Genomic DNA, 19,116 nt, shown 5'->3' with positions numbered 1-19,116 from the left:
AACTGGGGTTTTGCTGTATTCAATGCCTGGCGATGACCTACTCTCACATGGGGAAACCCCACACTACCATCGGCGATGCGTCGTTTCACTACCGAGTTCGGGATGGGATCGGGTGGTTCCAACGCTCTATGGTCACCAGGCAAAACTGGTTTGAACCGGAGGTTCAAAGCCGTAAGGCTTTAAGGCTTTAAGGCTTTAAGGCTTTAAAGTTTATTTCAATCCGGTTCTGGAATCCTGTCTAAATAAGCTTTTTCTTGCTTCACACTCTTCATGTATGGCTTGTCTTAAAACCTTACAGCCTTACAGCTTTAAAGCCTTAAAACCCGCAGCTTCGCTGCGCTGCGCAAATCGCTTTGGCGTTATATGGTCAAGCCTCTCGAGTCATTAGTACGGGTTAGCTCAACGCCTCACAACGCTTACACACCCCGCCTATCAACGTCGTAGTCTTCAACGTCTCTTATGGGCCTTAAGGCCAGGGAAGTCTCATCTTGAAGGGGGCTTCCCGCTTAGATGCTTTCAGCGGTTATCCCGTCCGAACTTAGCTACCGGGCAATGCGTCTGGCGACACAACCCGAACACCAGTGGTTCGTCCACTCCGGTCCTCTCGTACTAGGAGCAGCTCTCCTCAAACTTCCAACGTCCACGGCAGATAGGGACCGAACTGTCTCACGACGTTCTAAACCCAGCTCGCGTACCACTTTAAATGGCGAACAGCCATACCCTTGGGACCGGCTTCAGCCCCAGGATGTGATGAGCCGACATCGAGGTGCCAAACACCGCCGTCGATGTGAACTCTTGGGCGGTATCAGCCTGTTATCCCCGGAGTACCTTTTATCCGTTGAGCGATGGCCCTTCCATTCAGAACCACCGGATCACTATGACCTACTTTCGTACCTGCTCGACATGTACGTCTCGCAGTCAAGCTGGCTTGTACCATTACACTAACCGCACGATGTCCGACCGTGCTTAGCCAACCTTCGTGCTCCTCCGTTACTCTTTGGGAGGAGACCGCCCCAGTCAAACTACCCACCACACAATGTCCCCGATCCTGATAAAGGACCTGGGTTAGAACCTCAATATTGCCAGGGTGGTATTTCAAGGTTGGCTCCATGCAGACTGGCGTCCACACTTCAAAGCCTCCCACCTATCCTACACAAGCAACATCAAGATCCACTGTGAAGCTGTAGTAAAGGTTCACGGGGTCTTTCCGTCTAGCCGCGGATACACTGCATCTTAACAGCGATTTCAATTTCACTGAGTCCTGGGTGGAGACAGCGTGGCCATCGTTACGCCATTCGTGCAGGTCGGAACTTACCCGACAAGGAATTTCGCTACCTTAGGACCGTTATAGTTACGGCCGCCGTTTACTCGGGCTTCGATCAAGAGCTTCCCTCACCTCCAAATTTTTCTCGCTGACTGCGTTAAACGTCTTCGCTCGTTCCGTCATTTACTTCTATGTAAACTCCTTCACTCGCTCAGCCGTTTGCCTTGCAGCAAAAAAAATTTGGGGGTGAGGTAACCCCATCAATTAACCTTCGAGCACCGGGCAGGCGTCACACCGTATACGTCCACTTACGTGTTAGCACAGTGCTGTGTTTTTAATAAACAGTCGCAGCCACCTGGTATCTTCGACCAGCCTCAGCTTACGGAGCAAGTCCGATCACCAAAGCCGGCGCACCTTCTCCCGAAGTTACGGTGCCATTTTGCCTAGTTCCTTCACCCAGGTTCTCTCAAGCGCCTTGGTATTCTCTACCTGACCACCTGTGTCGGTTTCGGGTACGGTCCCTTTTGACCTGAAGCTTAGAAGGTTTTCCTGGAAGCCTGGCATCAACCACTTCCCCACCTTGGTGGGTTCGTCATCAGTTCTCGGCGTTCTCTAAAGAGAGGGACCGGATTTTCCTGATCCCACCGCCTACGACCTTAAACCCGGATAACCATCACCGGGCCGGCCTAGCCTTCTCCGTCACTCCATCGCAGTCAAAAGGGGTACAGGAATATTAACCTGTTTCCCATCGATTACGTCTTTCGACCTCACCTTAGGGGCCGACTCACCCTGCGCCGATTAGCGTTGCGCAGGAACCCTTGGTCTTCCGGCGAGGGAGCCTCTCACTCCCTTTATCGTTACTCATGTCAGCATTCGCACTTCTGATACCTCCAGCCCACCTCCCGGTTGACCTTCAACAGCTTACAGAACGCTCCTCTACCATCTAGAAACTAGTTTCTAGATACAAGTTTCAAGCAGTATATCGTTTGATGATGCCCCTGAGCATTTTTCCAACCTCCTGGTAACGGAAGTTGTAATGTTCAAACTGTGCTTGGTTGATATATTCCAAATCTTTGGAAAACTCTAACCAGACTCTGGTTTCATCGCACGATCCCATTGCCATTCGAATATAACGTTTTACTTCAGCATGACTTTCCTGCTTACCCATTCCCTCAGCAATATTTGCTGTAATAGATTTACTGGATCGTCTCATTTGGCTTGCCAATTCAAATTGTTCAATCTTGGGAAACCCAAGGCTTAAACGATGAATATCCAATGCCAACTGATAAGCTTTTTGATAAACACTTAAACTTCGATACGGCATAATCTAACCTTGTCACTTGTTTCTAGAAACTAGTCTCTAGATCCGTAGCTTCGGTGAATAGTTTGAGCCCCGTTACATCTTCCGCGCGAGCCGACTCGACCAGTGAGCTATTACGCTTTCTTTAAAGGGTGGCTGCTTCTAAGCCAACCTCCTGGCTGTCTGGGCCTTCTCACATCGTTTCCCACTTAACTATTACTTTGGGACCTTAGCTGACGGTCTGGGTTGTTTCCCTTTCCACGACGGACGTTAGCACCCGCCGTGTGTCTCCCGTGATTGCACTCATCGGTATTCGGAGTTTGCATGGGGTTGGTAAGCCGGGATGGCCCCCTAGCCCAAACAGTGCTCTACCCCCGATGGTGAGACACGAGGCGCTACCTAAATAGCTTTCGAGGAGAACCAGCTATCTCCGGGCTTGATTAGCCTTTCACTCCTATCCACAAGTCATCCCCTGGCTTTTCAACGACAGTGGGTTCGGTCCTCCAATCAGTGTTACCTGATCTTCAACCTGCTCATGGATAGATCGCCCGGTTTCGGGTCTATTCACTGCGACTCTTTGTTCCGAAGAACGGCGCCCTATTAAGACTCGCTTTCGCTACGGCTTCCCTATGCGGTTAACCTTGCCACAGAAAATAAGTCGCTGACCCATTATACAAAAGGTACGCAGTCACACCCCGAAGGATGCTCCCACTGCTTGTACGTACACGGTTTCAGGTTCTATTTCACTCCCCTCAACGGGGTTCTTTTCGCCTTTCCCTCACGGTACTGGTTCACTATCGGTCAGTCAGGAGTATTTAGCCTTGGAGGATGGTCCCCCCATGTTCAGACAACATTTCACGTGTGCCGTCCTACTCGATTTCACAATAACTGGCCTTTCGTGTACGGGGCTGTCACCCACTATGGCGGCACTTTCCAGAGCCTTCCACTAGACCAAAAACTGCTTAAGGGCTACTCCCCGTTCGCTCGCCGCTACTGGGGGAATCTCGGTTGATTTCTTTTCCTCCGGGTACTTAGATGTTTCAGTTCCCCGGGTTCGCCTCCTAAACCCTATGTATTCAGGTAAAGGATACTCACTTGTGTGAGTGGGTTTCCCCATTCGGACATTCCTGGATCAACGCCTGTTTATCGGCTCCCCAAGACTTTTCGCAGATTACCACGTCCTTCATCGCCTCTGACTGCCAAGGCATCCACCGTGTACGCTTAGTCACTTGACCATATAACCCAAAACGATCTCTTCGAGATCTCAGTTGTCAGTTGTCGGTGACCAGTGGTCAGTCGATTCGTGGCAACTGATGGTTATAGGCAATAACTACCTTAACGATCTTCAGTTCATCACTGGCCACTGTTAACTGACCACTGACAACTGAACGCCATACACTTGAGAGTGTCTCAGCAAGAATTTCATTAAAAGACTAATGCCTTCTAAATCAACTCAGCTTAATTTAAGTTTGGATTCCACATTGTTAAAGAACAAAACTAACAACTGACAACTGGTCACTGACCACTGTCAACTGATAATCAAACAATTCGTGTGAACGCTTATGGAAGGTCGGTCGTCGTTTAAGGAGGTGATCCAGCCCCAGGTTCCCCTAGGGCTACCTTGTTACGACTTCACCCCAGTCATGAATCACTCCGTGGTAACCGCTCTCCCGAAGGTTAAGCTAGCTACTTCTGGAGCAACCCACTCCCATGGTGTGACGGGCGGTGTGTACAAGGCCCGGGAACGTATTCACCGTGACATTCTGATTCACGATTACTAGCGATTCCGACTTCATGGAGTCGAGTTGCAGACTCCAATCCGGACTACGATGCACTTTCTCAGATTAGCTCCACCTCGCGGCTTGGCAACCGTCTGTATGCACCATTGTAGCACGTGTGTAGCCCTGGCCGTAAGGGCCATGATGACTTGACGTCGTCCCCACCTTCCTCCGGTTTGTCACCGGCAGTCTCCCCAGAGTGCCCGACCGAATCGCTGGTAACTGAGGATAAGGGTTGCGCTCGTTGCGGGACTTAACCCAACATCTCACGACACGAGCTGACGACAGCCATGCAGCACCTGTCACTGCGTTCCCGAAGGCACCCCTCTATCTCTAAAGGGTTCGCAGGATGTCAAGGCCAGGTAAGGTTCTTCGCGTTGCTTCGAATTAAACCACATGCTCCACCGCTTGTGCGGGCCCCCGTCAATTCATTTGAGTTTTAACCTTGCGGCCGTACTCCCCAGGCGGTCTACTTATCGCGTTAGCTGCGTCACCAGGAATGCAAGATCCCCGACGACTAGTAGACATCGTTTACGGCGTGGACTACCAGGGTATCTAATCCTGTTTGCTCCCCACGCTTTCGTACCTCAGCGTCAGTGTCAGACCAGAGTGTCGCCTTCGCCACTGGTGTTCCTTCCTATATCTACGCATTTCACCGCTACACAGGAAATTCCACACTCCTCTTCCGCACTCTAGCTTGCCAGTTTTGGATGCAATTCCCAGGTTAAGCCCGGGGCTTTCACATCCAACTTAACAAGCCGCCTACGCACGCTTTACGCCCAGTAATTCCGATTAACGCTCGCACCCTCCGTATTACCGCGGCTGCTGGCACGGAGTTAGCCGGTGCTTCTTCTGCGAGTAACGTCACAGCTCAAGGGTATTAGCCTTGAACCTTTCCTCCTCGCTGAAAGTGCTTTACAACCCTAGGGCCTTCTTCACACACGCGGCATGGCTGCATCAGGCTTTCGCCCATTGTGCAATATTCCCCACTGCTGCCTCCCGTAGGAGTCTGGGCCGTGTCTCAGTCCCAGTGTGGCTGATCATCCTCTCAGACCAGCTACGGATCGTTGCCTTGGTAGGCCTTTACCCCACCAACAAGCTAATCCGACGCAGGCTCATCCGATAGCGCAAGGTTCCGAAGAATCCCCTGCTTTCCCTCTTAAGGCGTATGCGGTATTAATCCGGATTTCTCCGGGCTATCCCCCACTACCGGGCAGATTCCTACGTGTTACGCACCCGTCCGCCGCTCGTCAGCAACTAGCAAGCTAGTCCTGTTACCGCTCGACTTGCATGTGTTAGGCCTGCCGCCAGCGTTCAATCTGAGCCATGATCAAACTCTTCAGTTTAAATCGTTTTGTCAGCTGTCCCGAAGAACAAGCTAACTGCTCAATCATTTGCAATTAAACGTACATGAATTACAGGTATGTTCACTTGCTTGATCAGCATTTAAATCATTCCAGAGCAAAGCTCTGTTGACCGATGCCATTCGCACAAGCGCCCACACGAATTGTCTGATAATTTGTTAAAGAACTGAGTCAAAACAAGAGGGTTTTAACCGACTGAATCAGCAGTCAGTGCCGTTCAGCGAGGCGCTCATCTTACCTTGGCGCCGGTTGTTGTCAAGCGATCATTTCTAAAAAGGAAATAAACGACCTGAAAACATCGCCAAACATTCCACCAGAAAGATAGAAACACCGTTCAGCGATTTGTGCATAACTGCACTCACCAGAGTAACTGCCAACTGCTGCAATATACTGCTCTTGAAATGATACTCCGGGTAACGAACCGGAACATCATCTGCCCGATCGATTTGCGTAGGTTACTCCTCAAACCGGCTTTCTTAAAGACTCGGATTACACCTACTTTTGCGCGAAGGATACATGAAACCGTTATTCACTGACCAGAATGTCAAAAGCCTTTGAATCGACTAAAGCGTTTGAGCCTCCACCCGGCGTTGCAAATGAAGCTTTACAGACTTTGTCCCTGTCAAAATACTTGCCGTAGGTTTTGAAACCGTTATTTACGAAACGGCAAAAATGTTGCGGTACCTTGCTGACTTCTTTGCCTGTACTTGAAAAGCTGTAACCGGCAATAATAGCCTTATCGGGCAGCTCATTCTCAAAAGCCTGCCAGCGAATACTACCCTCAACCTCAGGAGTCAGGTAATCAGAAGCAATACTGTCATCCTGATGGGTAGCAACATAGCCACTTCTGCCACTGGTACCAATGTATCTGCAATATTTATCGGGACCCCGTCCTGCCAGTGAGCCCAGTATAAACTCTTTGTAGGGCTTTCTGGGGGAGCAAAAGTATTCCTGAAGTTCGGTGTTGACTACACCTTTTTCTTTTTGTGATGGCACTTCCTGCCATATCACAGGAGATTGTCTGCTTTTATGAGACTTCTGTCGTACAGGAACAAAGTGAGACATATCGCCTGCTGGGTCAGCATCAGCTGTCAGGCCTGCACACCCATAACCACCGCTATGAGTCTCATCGTTGTACCATTGGGTCCCGGGGCTGGCATCGTCTTTGCACAAGGTTTCGTGACGCCAACTTTCAGACAACAGTATTGTTGACGCAAAGGGGACCGGATGCTCCTGCCATTTCTGAAATTGGTAGGAGGTATTACCGTAAGTAACATTAATCTGGTAATACTTTTTGTCGGTAACCAGAATATCTCTGGGTAGCACAGTTTCGCTCCCCAAAGATGCCAGGAAATAATCCGTTTTTCGACTTGATAACAGACATCCGCTGACATTATCGGGGGTATTGGCCAGCATGCCAACCAGGGTACCGATCCTGCCGACCTTAACACGACAGAATCCGGTCAATTGCTGATCATTACAGCGGAACTTTTTGGTTAAAGGTGCCGGCAGTGGAGAAATACAAAACTCGGTTGCAGATCCGTAGGGGTAAGCCGGATCATAGGCCGTGTTTAATGGAAATAGTGCAGGCTGGAGGCCACCTTCATCAAGGTGCAGGGGATGGGCATCAAGAAAGGTCGCCCTTGCCCAGAGATACTTCAGCTTTTTCTTTCGGTCAATATAGTTATCCTCACTGAGATTAAAAGGAAGCAGGTTGTATTTAGCGATAATGGTTTTCTGATAATGCTCAGGAGCTCGCGTGCTGTGCGTCGGCTTACTGGAACTGCCACTGACAATGCTTTGCGCCAACGGTGAATGATCGAGACCCTTTTTCTTGGCTTTGTCAGCTTTCTCAAGATCTAAAGCATGTAGCGTAGAAAAATGCCCAATCGAGTATCCGACCCCCAAAACAAACACAGCTAAGCCCGTTGCAGCCAGCATCGAAAACAACTTAGAATCCTTTAATTGTTTTGAGTACGAGTACGTGAGCAACTCATGACCCTGGATCCCAAACGTCGCGATAGCATTGTTAGTGACAGCAATAGATAACACCAGCACGGATAAAGCCCGAAAAACTCGCTTCATAGCTAAGCCTCTCCAGAATAACTGTAATAAGGTGAGAGTTAAGAGTCCGTAAATAAAGGATTCATAACTCTCAAGGAAGCCGAGAGTATAGTGTCTATTCCAACAGCAAATAGTACATAAACGACTCATAAAAACTGATTTTTATAAGTACCTGAGCATTTAGTTCCAAAAGCTTTCAGGAATACAGACTACCCTTTCGACTGATTCCGTCATTCACTAACTAGAATTTCAAAGGTCTTTGAATCGACCAAAGCGTGGGAGTCCCCACTCGGCGTTGCAAATGACGCTTTGCAGACTTTCTCCTTGTTAAAATACTTGCCTAAGGTTTTGAAACCGTTATTTACAAAACGGCAAAAATATTGCGGCACCTTGCTGACTTCTTTGCCTGAACTTGAAAAGCTATAGCCGGCAATAACAGCCTTATCAGGCAGTTCATCCTCAAAAGCCTGCCAGCGAATGTTACCTTCAACGACAGGAGTCAGGTAATCAGAAGCGATACTGCCATCCTGATTGGTTGCAACATAGCCACTTTTTCCATCGGTACCGATGTATCTGCAGTACCTGTCAGATCCCTTTCCTGCCAGTGAGCCCAGTATAAATTCTTTGTAGGGCTTTCTGGGGGAACAAAAGTGTTCCTGAACTTCGATACTGACTGCCCCTTTGTCTTGTTGTAATGGCACTTTCTGCCATGTCACAGGAGATGGTCTGCTTTTATGAGCTTTCTGTCGTACAGGGATAAAGTGGGATATATTGCCGAACGGGTTACTCTCAGCTGTCAGGCCTGCGCATCGATAGTCGCTGCTATGAGCACCATCGTTGTACCATTGGACTCCGGGGCTGACCCCGCTTTTACACAGGCTTTCATGACGCCAACTTCCAGACAACAGCACTCTTGATGCAAAGGGTGGTCGATTCCCGGGCCATTCCTGAAATCGATAGGAGACCTTGTCATAAATAACATTGATCTGATAATACTTTTTGTCAGTGACCAGAATATCTCTGGGTAACAGAGTTTCATCCCCCAACGACAGCAGGAAATTATCTCTTTTTCGACTTGATAGCAGACATCCGCTGACATTATCGGATGTGTTGGCCAGTATACCAACCAAGGTATTAGTCTTGCCATTCAGCTTAAACTTGACTCGACAGAATCCGGTAAATTGCTGATCATTGCAGCGGAATTTCTTGGTTAAAGGTTTCGGCAGTGGAGAATCACAAAGCTCGGTTGCAGAACCGTTGGAAGAAGCCGGATTATAGGCCGTGTTTAATGGGATCAGAGCTGGCTGGACGTGGTCTTCATCAAGGTGCAGGGGATGGGCATCGAGAAAGGTCGCCCTTGCCCAGAGATACTTCAGTTTTTTCTTGCCATCAGCATAGTTATCGTCATCGACACTAAAAGGAAGCAGATTGTACTGGTCGATGATTGTTTTCTGATTGTGTTCAGGAACCTTCGTCGTCTGCATCAATGCACTGGAATTGCTGCTGGCAGTAGTCTGATTTGATGATAAACCCACACAATTTTCTTTCTCGACATTTGAGTCGTCTTCAGTATTTGTCTGAAAAGAATGTGAGATTATGTAATAAGTTACCCAAGACGCAGCCCCACCCAACGCGAAACCGATCATGAATATTGCAAGTTGATACTCTCCTAGTTTATGTAAATTCGACTGCATAAGCACCCTGATGTTTTTCTCTCCACCCGCAAAAGCCATACCATTAAAGGTGACAGAAATGGATAACATCAGCACGGGCAAAACCTTTAAAACTCTTTTCACAGTTAAATCCCTCGACGTTAGCTACGGTAAAGTGCAGAGCCTATAAACAAAGACCCTATAACACTCAACAAAGCCGAAATTATAGTGCGTATTTCAGCAGCCAATAGAATATAAATGGTTTATAAAAACTGATTCTTATGAAGTCTGTTGCATAGCACACGCGTTTAATGATTTAGCCGTGTGATTAAGAGATGATTCTATATATAATCCCCACCTGCTCCTCTCCTATTAAGATCAGTACTTGTCTATGTCTATCGAAAACACTCTGTATGAACGCAGTGGCTCCCGATGTGAACTTTGTTCCTCTGGTAAAGATCTATCTGTATATGCCGTACCTGAATCACCGGACTCGCCTGCAGAAAGCTGTCTATTAATTTGTGATACCTGCCTTGGTCAAATTGACCAGCCCGATAAGATGAATGCTAATCACTGGCGCTGTCTGAACGACAGTATGTGGAGTCAGGTTCCTGCTGTTCAGGTTGTCGCATGGCGGATGCTGAACCAGCTTTCCTCTGAGCCCTGGGCACAGGATCTGCTGGATGTGATGTATCTGGACGATGAGGTAAAAGCATGGGCCGAAGCCGGTCTTTCTGATGAAGAGGATACGGTCTCAACCCTCGATAGTAACGGCACTCGTCTGGAGGCAGGAGATACTGTCACCCTGATCAAGGATCTCGACGTTAAAGGTGCCGGATTCACAGCCAAGCGTGGTACCACCGTCAAAAACATATCCCTGACCAACAACCCGGAACATATAGAGGGTCGAGTCAATGGTGTGAGGATTGTTCTGGTCAGTAAATTCCTTAAAAAAGCCTGAGAGGATGTCGTAAAACCCTGGTTCCCATGCTCAAGCATGGGAACGAGTTGTTGGAATTTTACGACACCCTCTTTACATCAAGGAGGATATCAATAAGTTAAACTATAATTCGCAATCTTAAATAAAATCACAAACAGGTTGTAAGGTTAGTATGGTTAGTAAAAGACGGATGGATAACATTAACAAAAGCTGTTTTAATCCGGGTTGTATTAAAAAAAAACCATTTAAAGTGCTTGTACTCGCTCTTTTGTTTACCGCCTTTCCGGTTCAGGCAGGAAATGAGGAACAAAAGCACTATTACCAATGGGTAAGAAAAAAACTGCTGGATATCTCTCTGCTGATTAAAAGCAGCCATGGTGCTGTTTCTGCTGAAAAGGTAACTCCTTCAGGCTGTAATTTTGTTTATTGGTCAAAATGCAGAGACAATTTTTATTTTTACACCCACGTAAGGGAAGACCTGGCAAGAACTGGTTACAATGAAAAAACGTATCAATACCTGGAAATGGAAAAATCCGCGGTACAGTTTACAACTCGAACCTCTAACGTGTTAAGCCTGCACGACCTACTTGAATATGAGCCTGAAGATCCTAATGCTACACCGTCTTTCTGGCAGTTTATTGACCGTCATGACATTGCAGATAAAACAGATATAACCGGACTACTTTTTCAGTACTTGACTGAATACCCCGAAAAATTAATAAAGCTTCTTCATTCAAACATTATCTATCCGGTTCCCGGTTTTTTTTCAAGACGTGACAATACCTCAGAGCTTTATTCAGTGGCTATGCAGATAAGACTTATGCTCCTCGACAGTGAGTGCTATATACCGAAAAGACCAAGCGACTTTCTCCTGGCTTATTCGATACCAACTCTTGATCCAACAATGTGGGCAGATACAATGTGGTCAGATCAGGCAGCAAGCAGCCACCAGGAACCCCAAAAAAATTCGCTAAATTTGACAGATCAGGAAGAAGAATTCGTTGGCAGGCTCGTTAATAGGCTTCGTCTGGGTGAGGCTTTTACTCTGGTTGATCTTTTTAAAGCTTTATCAAAAGAACTAAGCGGAACTGACTTCGACGATATGACGACAGCCAGGTTTTTAGAAATTATGGAGAATAAGCCAGCCAATGCCGAGACAGAGCTGGCTGCCTGGGAGATGCATAAATTATCCAACTCAGTCATTCAACTAAAGAAAGCTGTGTTTGAAATCATAAAATCAACTTACACTTTCACAGTGCTGCATTTGATGTCGAAGCGACTGAGGCAGGAACGGAAGATGGAACCAGAAAAGGAGCGAGCCCTGACACTGTTTGTTAACCAGCACATATCAAGTATTAGTGCTTTAGTTCGATTGCTTCCGGATCAGGTTAGGACGCAACTGCCCTCTAACCCCCGGGAGCTTGTTATGCTTCATGCAGTCAGCTATTCAGCTCTGACAGACTCTGCAAACAAATATAAAAGAGAGCAAATCCAACAGCAATGGTATGGTATGGAAAGTCAGGTTGCCCCTTTTACATCGACACCTGATTTCACAGATCTCAATGCCGATCGTCGCAGCAGGGATGACAGCGAGAAACCCCGGGGGTTCTTTATGGTCAGCGCAGGTAAACCAAAACTTCCACTAGGAATCAAGGAGGTCGTTGCTAACTCTCCGATTACAGCACCTGAGTTGCTCAATGAAGGGGTTGCCAAGCTTGACACTGATGACGAGAGCATTTCAAAAATGCTGCAGGTGATGTTCAGTTTTGGTTTTCTGCGCCCTGGCTACAGTGAGATTGATGTCATAAATTTCCTTGCTGCTTATAGCTACTCTCCCCTGCACAGCGCACTCTGGACATTGATCTTTCATGCGATGGAGGTTGGCAACGCAATCGTTCATCCTCACATGCATTACATAGAGGGTTATGAACGAAAATTCATATTTAACCATCTGGCCCGTGAAGATATTGCGAACCGGCTATCGGCCTTTCATCAAACACTCAACACGAAGACCACAGACGGGTCTGAATATGCCCGGCAACTCAATGATTTTCTCGAACAAACACAGCTGACATTGGGCAATACTCCCAGCGATGGACACTGCTTTGCCCATGCGCTGGCACAGCAATTACCAGATCATTACGACGAAAAAACCGTCAGACGTCATTTATGGAACTATCTTACTTCCCCCTCAAGCTTCTATGATAATGTTCCCGAAAGCATTATATCCATTGTCCCGGAACTTTTAGACCAGATATCATCAGACGGGCCGGACGGCTGGGTTGATATATCCATGGCTGCTTTCGTTTCACTGTTATTCGACAGAAGGGTGGTTGTCATACACCCGCAATTCAACCATAGCCCTGATTTGCAGGTGACTGTGTGGGAGGAGGGCAAACCGGAAGAGATTAACCCTGCTGATATATCTCAATATATTGATAATGCCTTGATACTGGTATTCGTCAATGGCAACCACTGGACTTATGCCTATCAGGCAGATCAGTTCCCCGGGCAACCCAATAACCCCCATGTTGTCGAATTGCCCGATGGCCCTTCTTTGGAAAATAACTTAGGGAGCAACGTGTTCCGATTTTTCATGGGGCAATAAGACATATTACTGACCAATAATTTTTTCGGCATAAAAAAACCCGGAAACATCCGGGTTTTTTTATAAGACACAGGCCCCGACGGTAACTGCGGCCCGGCCCGTTTGGGCGACCCTTTACGTCGAGGAGGACATCAGGAAGTTCAACTATAATTCGCAACCGAAAGAAAATCACAAACAGGTTGTCACCGACATTCACCACCTCACCTGACATTTTCCTGAATTCTGCTATTTATGAGATAAGCAAATATCAGGACCCCCCCTTATGCCTCCTGTTCAATACCGCAGTCAGGTCATGGATCACCTTGGTTTAGTGGCTGGAATGTGCAAAGAGCTTGGAATTGCCGAACATATCGATAAAAGAGCCCCCAAGGTATCTGATGACTGGCATATATCCCATGGTGAGTCTGTCGTTGCCATGATCATCAATGGTCTGGGCTTTACCGGACAATCTCTGCATATGTTTCCCCGGTTCTTCGCCAATAAACCTCTTGATAAACTGATCAGGCCCGGTATTAAGCCTGAGCATATAAACGACAAGGTTCTTGGCAGGACACTGGATGAACTCTTTGAACTCAATGTCAGTAAAGTCTATTTTGAACTGGCTATCAAGGTCGTAAAACATCTCAAGCTCCCATGCGATGCCCTAAATCTCGACGGCACCAGCATACACGTCGATGGACGTTATAACAGCGACAGCGAAGAGGACGATGAAGACCTCAACTGCATTAGGTTGTGCAAAGGCTACAGTCGTGATCATCGTCCGGATTTAAATCAGGCCATATTGCTTCTGATGACAGAAAACAAAGCAGGCATCCCCCTGTTTATGAAGGCTGCCAGTGGCAATGTAACGGATAAGACCAGCTTCAAACTGGTGGTATCTGAACACTTGAAAAGTTTCAAAGCGGCTCTGGAATCCAGGTACTTTGTCGGTGATGCTGCTTTGTACACCTCAGAAACGGTTAAGGAGCTTGACCAGCAGGATCAGTGGTTTATTTCCCGGGTTCCTCTCAATATTGGGGCCAGCAAAGAACTGGTGCAAAGTGCACCGTCACGCGTCATGAAGGCGGTCGAAGGTTTTGAGCATTATGAAGCTGTGGAAGTGTCGTCTGGTTATGCGGATGTGAAGCAACGCTGGGTCATGTATCGCAATAAGCAGAGCCAGGAGACAGAACAGAAAGCGCTCACAAGGCGTATGCAGAAAAAATCCACCAAAGAATTTCAAAGGTTGGAAAAGCTCAGCAAAAAGGCATTCCGGTGCAAAGCTGATGCCATGGAAGCCTTTAAACAATGGCAGAAACAATCAGAACTCTGTCAGGCAGAACCTCAGATCACCTCCAAACCCTGCTATAAAGGCAAAGGTCGTCCCGCTGAAGGAGCGGAACCCGATCATCAGGAATATTACATAAGTGGTTGCTGCTCAGTAACGGTGCAAACAAGGCGGGATGCACAAGCCTCTTTGGGGTGCTTTGTGTTGGCTACCAATGATACCGATACTGACCGTCTGAACACTGCTGAATTGTTGAAGACCTACAAATCACAACAACAGGTTGAAAGAGGTTTTCGCTTCCTGAAAAGTCCGGATTTTCTGGTATCTTCACTGTATCTCAAAAAGCCGGAACGTATCGAAGCACTATTAATGATCATGACTCTTTGTCTGATGGTCTATGCTGCTATCCAGCACAGAATCCGCTATGAACTGAAAAAGCAGAGTCGAACGTTTCCAGACATGAAGAAGAAACCCGGCCAGAATCCGACAGGAAGATGGGTTTTCAGCTGCTTTGAGGGCATTCATGTTTGGGTCATCGATGGGACGGAGAAACATGTGGTAGGCATCACGGAAAGCCAGTCGACAATCATTTTTATTTTAGGGTCTACGTACCAGTCGATTTATTCCTGATTGGGGTGGTGAATGTCGGTTGTCATGTTAGTATGGTTATTAAAAGACGGATGAATAGTATTAACAAAAGCTGTGTTAATCAGGGGTGTATCAAAAAAAAAACCATTTAAAGTGCTTGTACTTACTCTCCTATTTACAGCCTCTCCGGTTCAGGCAGGAAATGAGGAACAAAAGTCCTATTACCACTATTACCAATGGGTAAGAAAAAAACTGCTGGATATCTCTCTGCTGATTAAAAGCAGTCATGATTCTGGTTCTGCTGAAAAGGTATTTCCTTCAGACTGTAGTTTTGCTTTTTGGTCAAAATGCAGAGACAATTTTAACTTTTACACCCATGTAAGGGAGGACTTGGCAAGGTCTGGTTACAATCAAAAAACATATCAATTCCTCGAACTGGAAAAATCCACTGTACAGTATACAACTCGAACCTCTAACGTGTTAAGCCTGCACGACCTGCTTGAATATGAACCTGAAGATCCCAATGCCACACCGTCTTTCTGGCAGTTTATTAACCATGATGACATTGCAGATAAAACAGATATAACCGGACTACTTTTTCAGTACTTCAGTGAATACCCCGAAAAATTGATACAACTTCTCAATTCAAACATTATCTATCCGGTGCCCGGTTTTTTTTCAAGGCGTGACAATACTTCAGAGCTTTATTCAATGGCTATACAGATAAGGCTTATGCTCCTGGACTATCAGAACCCTGTAACGAAAGTACCAAGCGACTTTCTTCTGGCTTATTCGATACCACCAACTCTTGATCCAGTGTGGTCAGGTCGGGCAGCAAGTCGCCGTCAGGAACCCCAAATAAATTCGCTAAATTTGACAGCTCAGGAAAAAGAATTCGTTAGCAGGCTCGTTGATAAGCTTGAGCTGGGTGAGGCTTTTACTCTGGTTGATCTTTTTAAAGCTTTATCAAAAAAACTAAGCGAAACTGACTTCGACGATATGACAACAGCCAGGTTTTTAGACATTATGGAGAATAAGCCAGCCAATGCCGAGACAGAACTGGCTGCCTGGGAGATGCATAAATTATCCAACTCAGTCATTCAACTAAAGAGAGCTGTGTTTGAAATCATAAAATCAACTTACACTTCCTCAGTACTGCATCAGATGCTGTCAATGCAACAGAGACAAGAGCTGGAACCAGAAAAGGAGCGAGCCCTGACACTGTTTGTTAACCAGCACATATCAAGTATTAGTGCTTTAGTTCGATTGTTTCCGGATCAGGTTAAGACACAACTGCCCTCTAACCCCCGGGATCTTGTTACGCTTCATGCAGTCAGCTATTCAGCCCTGAAAAAGTCTGCAAACAAATATGCAAGCAGGCAAACCCAGCAGCAACGGCTTGGTACGAAAAGCCGGATTATCTCCTTTAAATGGCCGGCCCCCTTTAATTCTGTAAACCAACAGCAACGGCTTGGTACGGGTAACTATTCAGCCCCCCTGTAATCGACTGGTATTTTCGTGATTATGTGCCACTCTGAAGTACAGTTTCCTGGTCGTATGCCGCTATGAGTCAGCTTACTCCCGAATTTCAGATGATTGTCGCCCTCCTTGCCGTTGTGAATGAACTGCAAGAGCAGGTGACCGTGCTGAGCCAGCAAGGGGCAAAGCTGGAGACGGAGAACAAAGAACTCTCAGCTAGACTCAATACCAACAGCCGCAACAGCAGCAAGCCTCCATCCTCGGATGGATATGCAAAACCCAACGCCAAAGCAAAGGACTCTTTAGAGGCGACGGAGAGCGACCCAAAAGACGAAAAACCCAACCCAAAAAGCTTACGAAAGAAGTCAGGTCGTAAGCCCGGCGGCCAGAAAGGTCACAAGGGTTCTACGCTTCGACAAGCTGCTAAAGCAGAGCATACCCACTACCACCCTGTCATTGACTGCGAAAAATGCCGTTGCTCACTGCGTTCGGAAAAAACGGTTAAGCTGGTTGAACGACAAGTGTTTGAACCCGGTCGTTTTGGTCACTTTGAAGTAACTGCTCATGTAGCAGAGGTCAAAAAGTGTAGCTGCGGTCATGTAACGCAGGCCAGCTTCCCCGAAGGCGTAGACTCTCATGTGCAGTATGGGCCTGTTACTCAGGCACTGGCCGTGTATCTTTGCCAGTATCAGCTGGTGCCTTACAAGCGCGCTTCCCAGTTCTTCATGGATATTTTCGGATTAGAGGTTAGCCCGGGTTCTATCTGCACCTTCCAGGAGAAGGCTTATAACCAGTTAGCCAGCACCGAACAGGCTATTGCCGATGCCCTCAAGGTAGAACCCATTGCCGGTGCTGACGAAACGGGCATGAGAGTAGCCGGGGCGCTATGGTGGATGCATGTCCTTCGTACTGAAAAATGGACGATGTATCACCTTGATCCCAGTCGAGGTCACTCCGCCATAGAGTCCATGGGCATCTTACTGGCCTTTGCTGGAATATTAGTTCATGACCACTATAAGGCTTACTTCCGTTATGCTGCACTTCATGCCCTCTGCAATGCCCATCACCTGAGAGAGTTACAGGGTGTTGTTGATAGGGACTGCAACCATCTTGCCGCACGTTTGCAACGGTTGCTGAGACTGGCCTGCCATCTCAGCAACGGTTTCAGAAAGATTGGCATGAAGGCTATGCCAGAAGTGATTTACCAGCGCATTGCCTCACTGTTCGAGCGGACAGCGAGAAGAGCGCTGGCTGAAGAGGCTGAGTATATGGAACGAGTACGGCAACGGCTGGGTCGTGACAAAGTCAAAAATACCAAAGCCTTCAACCTGTTTAAGCGGTTGGTGGAGTTCAAGGACGAAACCTTGAGATTCATGACCGACCTCAACATCCCCTTCGACAATAATGGCAGTGAACGAGACATCAGAAATGGCAAGGTGAAGCAAAAAATATCAGGTTGTATCAGAAGCAAGAAAGGAGCGAAATGGTATTGCCGGATACGGAGTTATGTTTCATCGGCGAGAAAGCAGGGTCAGAACGTTTTCGAAGCCCTGCTTATAGCCATGAAGAATTACTGCGGTCATCCTTTGCTGGGTGCTGAATAGTTACTGGTACGGAAAGCCAGGTTACCCCTTTTGCATCAATGCCTCATTTCACAGATCTCAATGCCGATCATCGCAGCAGGAACGACAGCGAGAAACCCCGTGGGTTCTTTATGGTCAGCGCAGGTAAATCAAAACTTCCGGAAGGAATCAAGGAGGTCGTTGCTAACTCTCCGATTACAGCACCTGAGTTGCTCAATGAAGGGGTTGCCAAGCTTGACACTGATGACCGGAGCATTTCGAGAATGCTGCAGGTGATGTTCAGCATTGGTTTTCTGCGCCCTGGCTACAGTGAGATTAATGTCATATATTTCCTTGCTGCTTATAGCTACTCTCCCCTGCACAGCGCACTCTGGACATTGATCTTTCACGCGATGGGGGTTGGCGACGCAATCGTTCATCCTCACATGCATTACAGAGAGGGTTATGAACGAAAATTCATATTTAACCACCTGGCCCGTGAAGATATTGTGAACCGGCTATCGGCCTTTCATCAAAAACTAACCATGAAGACCACAGATGGGTCTGAATATGCCCGGCAACTCAATGAGTTTCTCGAACAAACACAGCTGATATTGGGCGATACTCCTGGCGATGGACACTGCTTTACCCATGCGTTGGCACAGCAATTACCAGATCATTACGATGAAAAAAGCATCAGACTTCATTTAGAAAGCTATCTTGCTTTTAGCTCAAACTATCAGGATTATGTTCCCGAAAGCATTATGTCCATTGCCCCGGAACTTTTAGACCAGATATCATCAGACGGGCCGGACGGCTGGGTTGATATATCCATGGCTGCTTTCGTTTCACTGGTATTCGAGAGAAGAGTGGTTGTCATACACCCGCAATTTAACCATAGCCCTGATTTGCAGGTGACTGTGTGGGAGCAGGGCCATCCGCAAGAGATTAACCCTGCTGATATATCTCAATATATTGATAATGCCTTGATACTGGTATTCGTCAATACCAACCACTGGACTTATGCCTACCAGGATCCATCCCCCGGGCAACCCAGTAACACCCATGCTGTCGAATTGCCCAATGATCCTTCTTTGGTAAATAACTTAGTAAGCAACGTGTTCCGATTTTTCATGGGCCAATAAAACATATCGCTGACCAGTTATTTTTTTCAGGCATAAAAAAACCCGGAATCAACCGGGTTTTTTTATAAGACACAAGTTGCTTACTTACCAAGCTTCTCCATACCT

The 19,116-nt window shown here is 47.2% G+C and carries 8 protein-coding genes and 3 rRNA genes; 6 read left to right on the top strand and 5 right to left on the bottom strand.

Annotated features, from left to right (window positions below; genetic code table 11):
* Nucleotides 1-24: 24 nt before the first annotated feature.
* The 5 genes from rrf to K7B67_RS20995 all read right to left on the bottom strand — a co-directional run bounded on the left by rrf (nucleotide 25) and on the right by K7B67_RS20995 (nucleotide 9,305).
* A 5S ribosomal RNA gene (gene rrf, locus K7B67_RS21015) occupies nucleotides 25-140 on the bottom strand.
* Nucleotides 141-363: 223 nt separating this feature from the next.
* Nucleotides 364-3,799: ribosomal RNA gene (locus tag K7B67_RS21010) — 23S ribosomal RNA — on the bottom strand.
* A 347-nt stretch (nucleotides 3,800-4,146) separates the two neighbouring features.
* Nucleotides 4,147-5,688, bottom strand: a 16S ribosomal RNA gene (locus K7B67_RS21005).
* The 16S, 23S and 5S rRNA genes sit together here, the layout of an rRNA operon.
* A 543-nt stretch (nucleotides 5,689-6,231) precedes the next feature.
* Nucleotides 6,232-7,791 carry a hypothetical protein gene (locus tag K7B67_RS21000; RefSeq protein WP_252177804.1) on the bottom strand — a complete coding sequence of 520 codons (1,560 nt, stop codon included), beginning with the start codon at nucleotides 7,789-7,791 and terminating at the stop codon, nucleotides 6,232-6,234.
* 209 nt (nucleotides 7,792-8,000) lie between these two features.
* The gene (locus tag K7B67_RS20995; protein WP_252177803.1) at nucleotides 8,001-9,305 is read right to left on the bottom strand and encodes a hypothetical protein; all 1,305 of its coding nucleotides are present in this window, start codon (nucleotides 9,303-9,305) and stop codon (nucleotides 8,001-8,003) included.
* Nucleotides 9,306-9,813: 508 nt separating this feature from the next.
* Between K7B67_RS20995 and K7B67_RS20990 the strand changes: the two genes are divergently transcribed.
* The 6 genes from K7B67_RS20990 to K7B67_RS20965 all read left to right on the top strand — a co-directional run bounded on the left by K7B67_RS20990 (nucleotide 9,814) and on the right by K7B67_RS20965 (nucleotide 19,011).
* Nucleotides 9,814-10,383 (top strand): alkylphosphonate utilization protein, encoded by a 570-nt coding sequence (locus tag K7B67_RS20990; protein ID WP_252177802.1) that lies wholly within the window; start codon nucleotides 9,814-9,816, stop codon nucleotides 10,381-10,383.
* 229 nt (nucleotides 10,384-10,612) lie between these two features.
* A complete protein-coding gene (locus tag K7B67_RS20985) occupies nucleotides 10,613-12,970 on the top strand; it encodes an OTU domain-containing protein (protein WP_252177801.1) in 2,358 nt (785 codons plus the stop codon).
* Between the two features lie 262 nt (nucleotides 12,971-13,232).
* On the top strand, nucleotides 13,233-14,867 hold the full coding sequence (locus K7B67_RS20980; RefSeq protein WP_252177800.1) for an IS1634 family transposase: 1,635 nt from the start codon (nucleotides 13,233-13,235) through the stop codon (nucleotides 14,865-14,867).
* A 435-nt stretch (nucleotides 14,868-15,302) separates the two neighbouring features.
* On the top strand, nucleotides 15,303-16,328 hold the full coding sequence (locus K7B67_RS20975) for a hypothetical protein (protein ID WP_252177799.1): 1,026 nt from the start codon (nucleotides 15,303-15,305) through the stop codon (nucleotides 16,326-16,328).
* Nucleotides 16,329-16,390: 62 nt separating this feature from the next.
* The gene (locus tag K7B67_RS20970; protein WP_252177798.1) at nucleotides 16,391-17,908 is read left to right on the top strand and encodes an IS66 family transposase; all 1,518 of its coding nucleotides are present in this window, start codon (nucleotides 16,391-16,393) and stop codon (nucleotides 17,906-17,908) included.
* A 110-nt stretch (nucleotides 17,909-18,018) separates the two neighbouring features.
* Nucleotides 18,019-19,011, top strand: a complete 993-nt coding sequence (locus tag K7B67_RS20965) for an OTU domain-containing protein (protein WP_252177797.1) — start codon at nucleotides 18,019-18,021, stop codon at nucleotides 19,009-19,011.
* Nucleotides 19,012-19,116: the final 105 nt, after the last annotated feature.

This window comes from Endozoicomonas sp. 4G, from assembly GCF_023822025.1.
In the GTDB taxonomy this organism is placed as follows: domain Bacteria; phylum Pseudomonadota; class Gammaproteobacteria; order Pseudomonadales; family Endozoicomonadaceae; genus Endozoicomonas_A.
The sequence above is the reverse complement of the archived record's forward strand: the minus strand, read 5'-3'. Positions and strand labels throughout refer to the sequence as shown.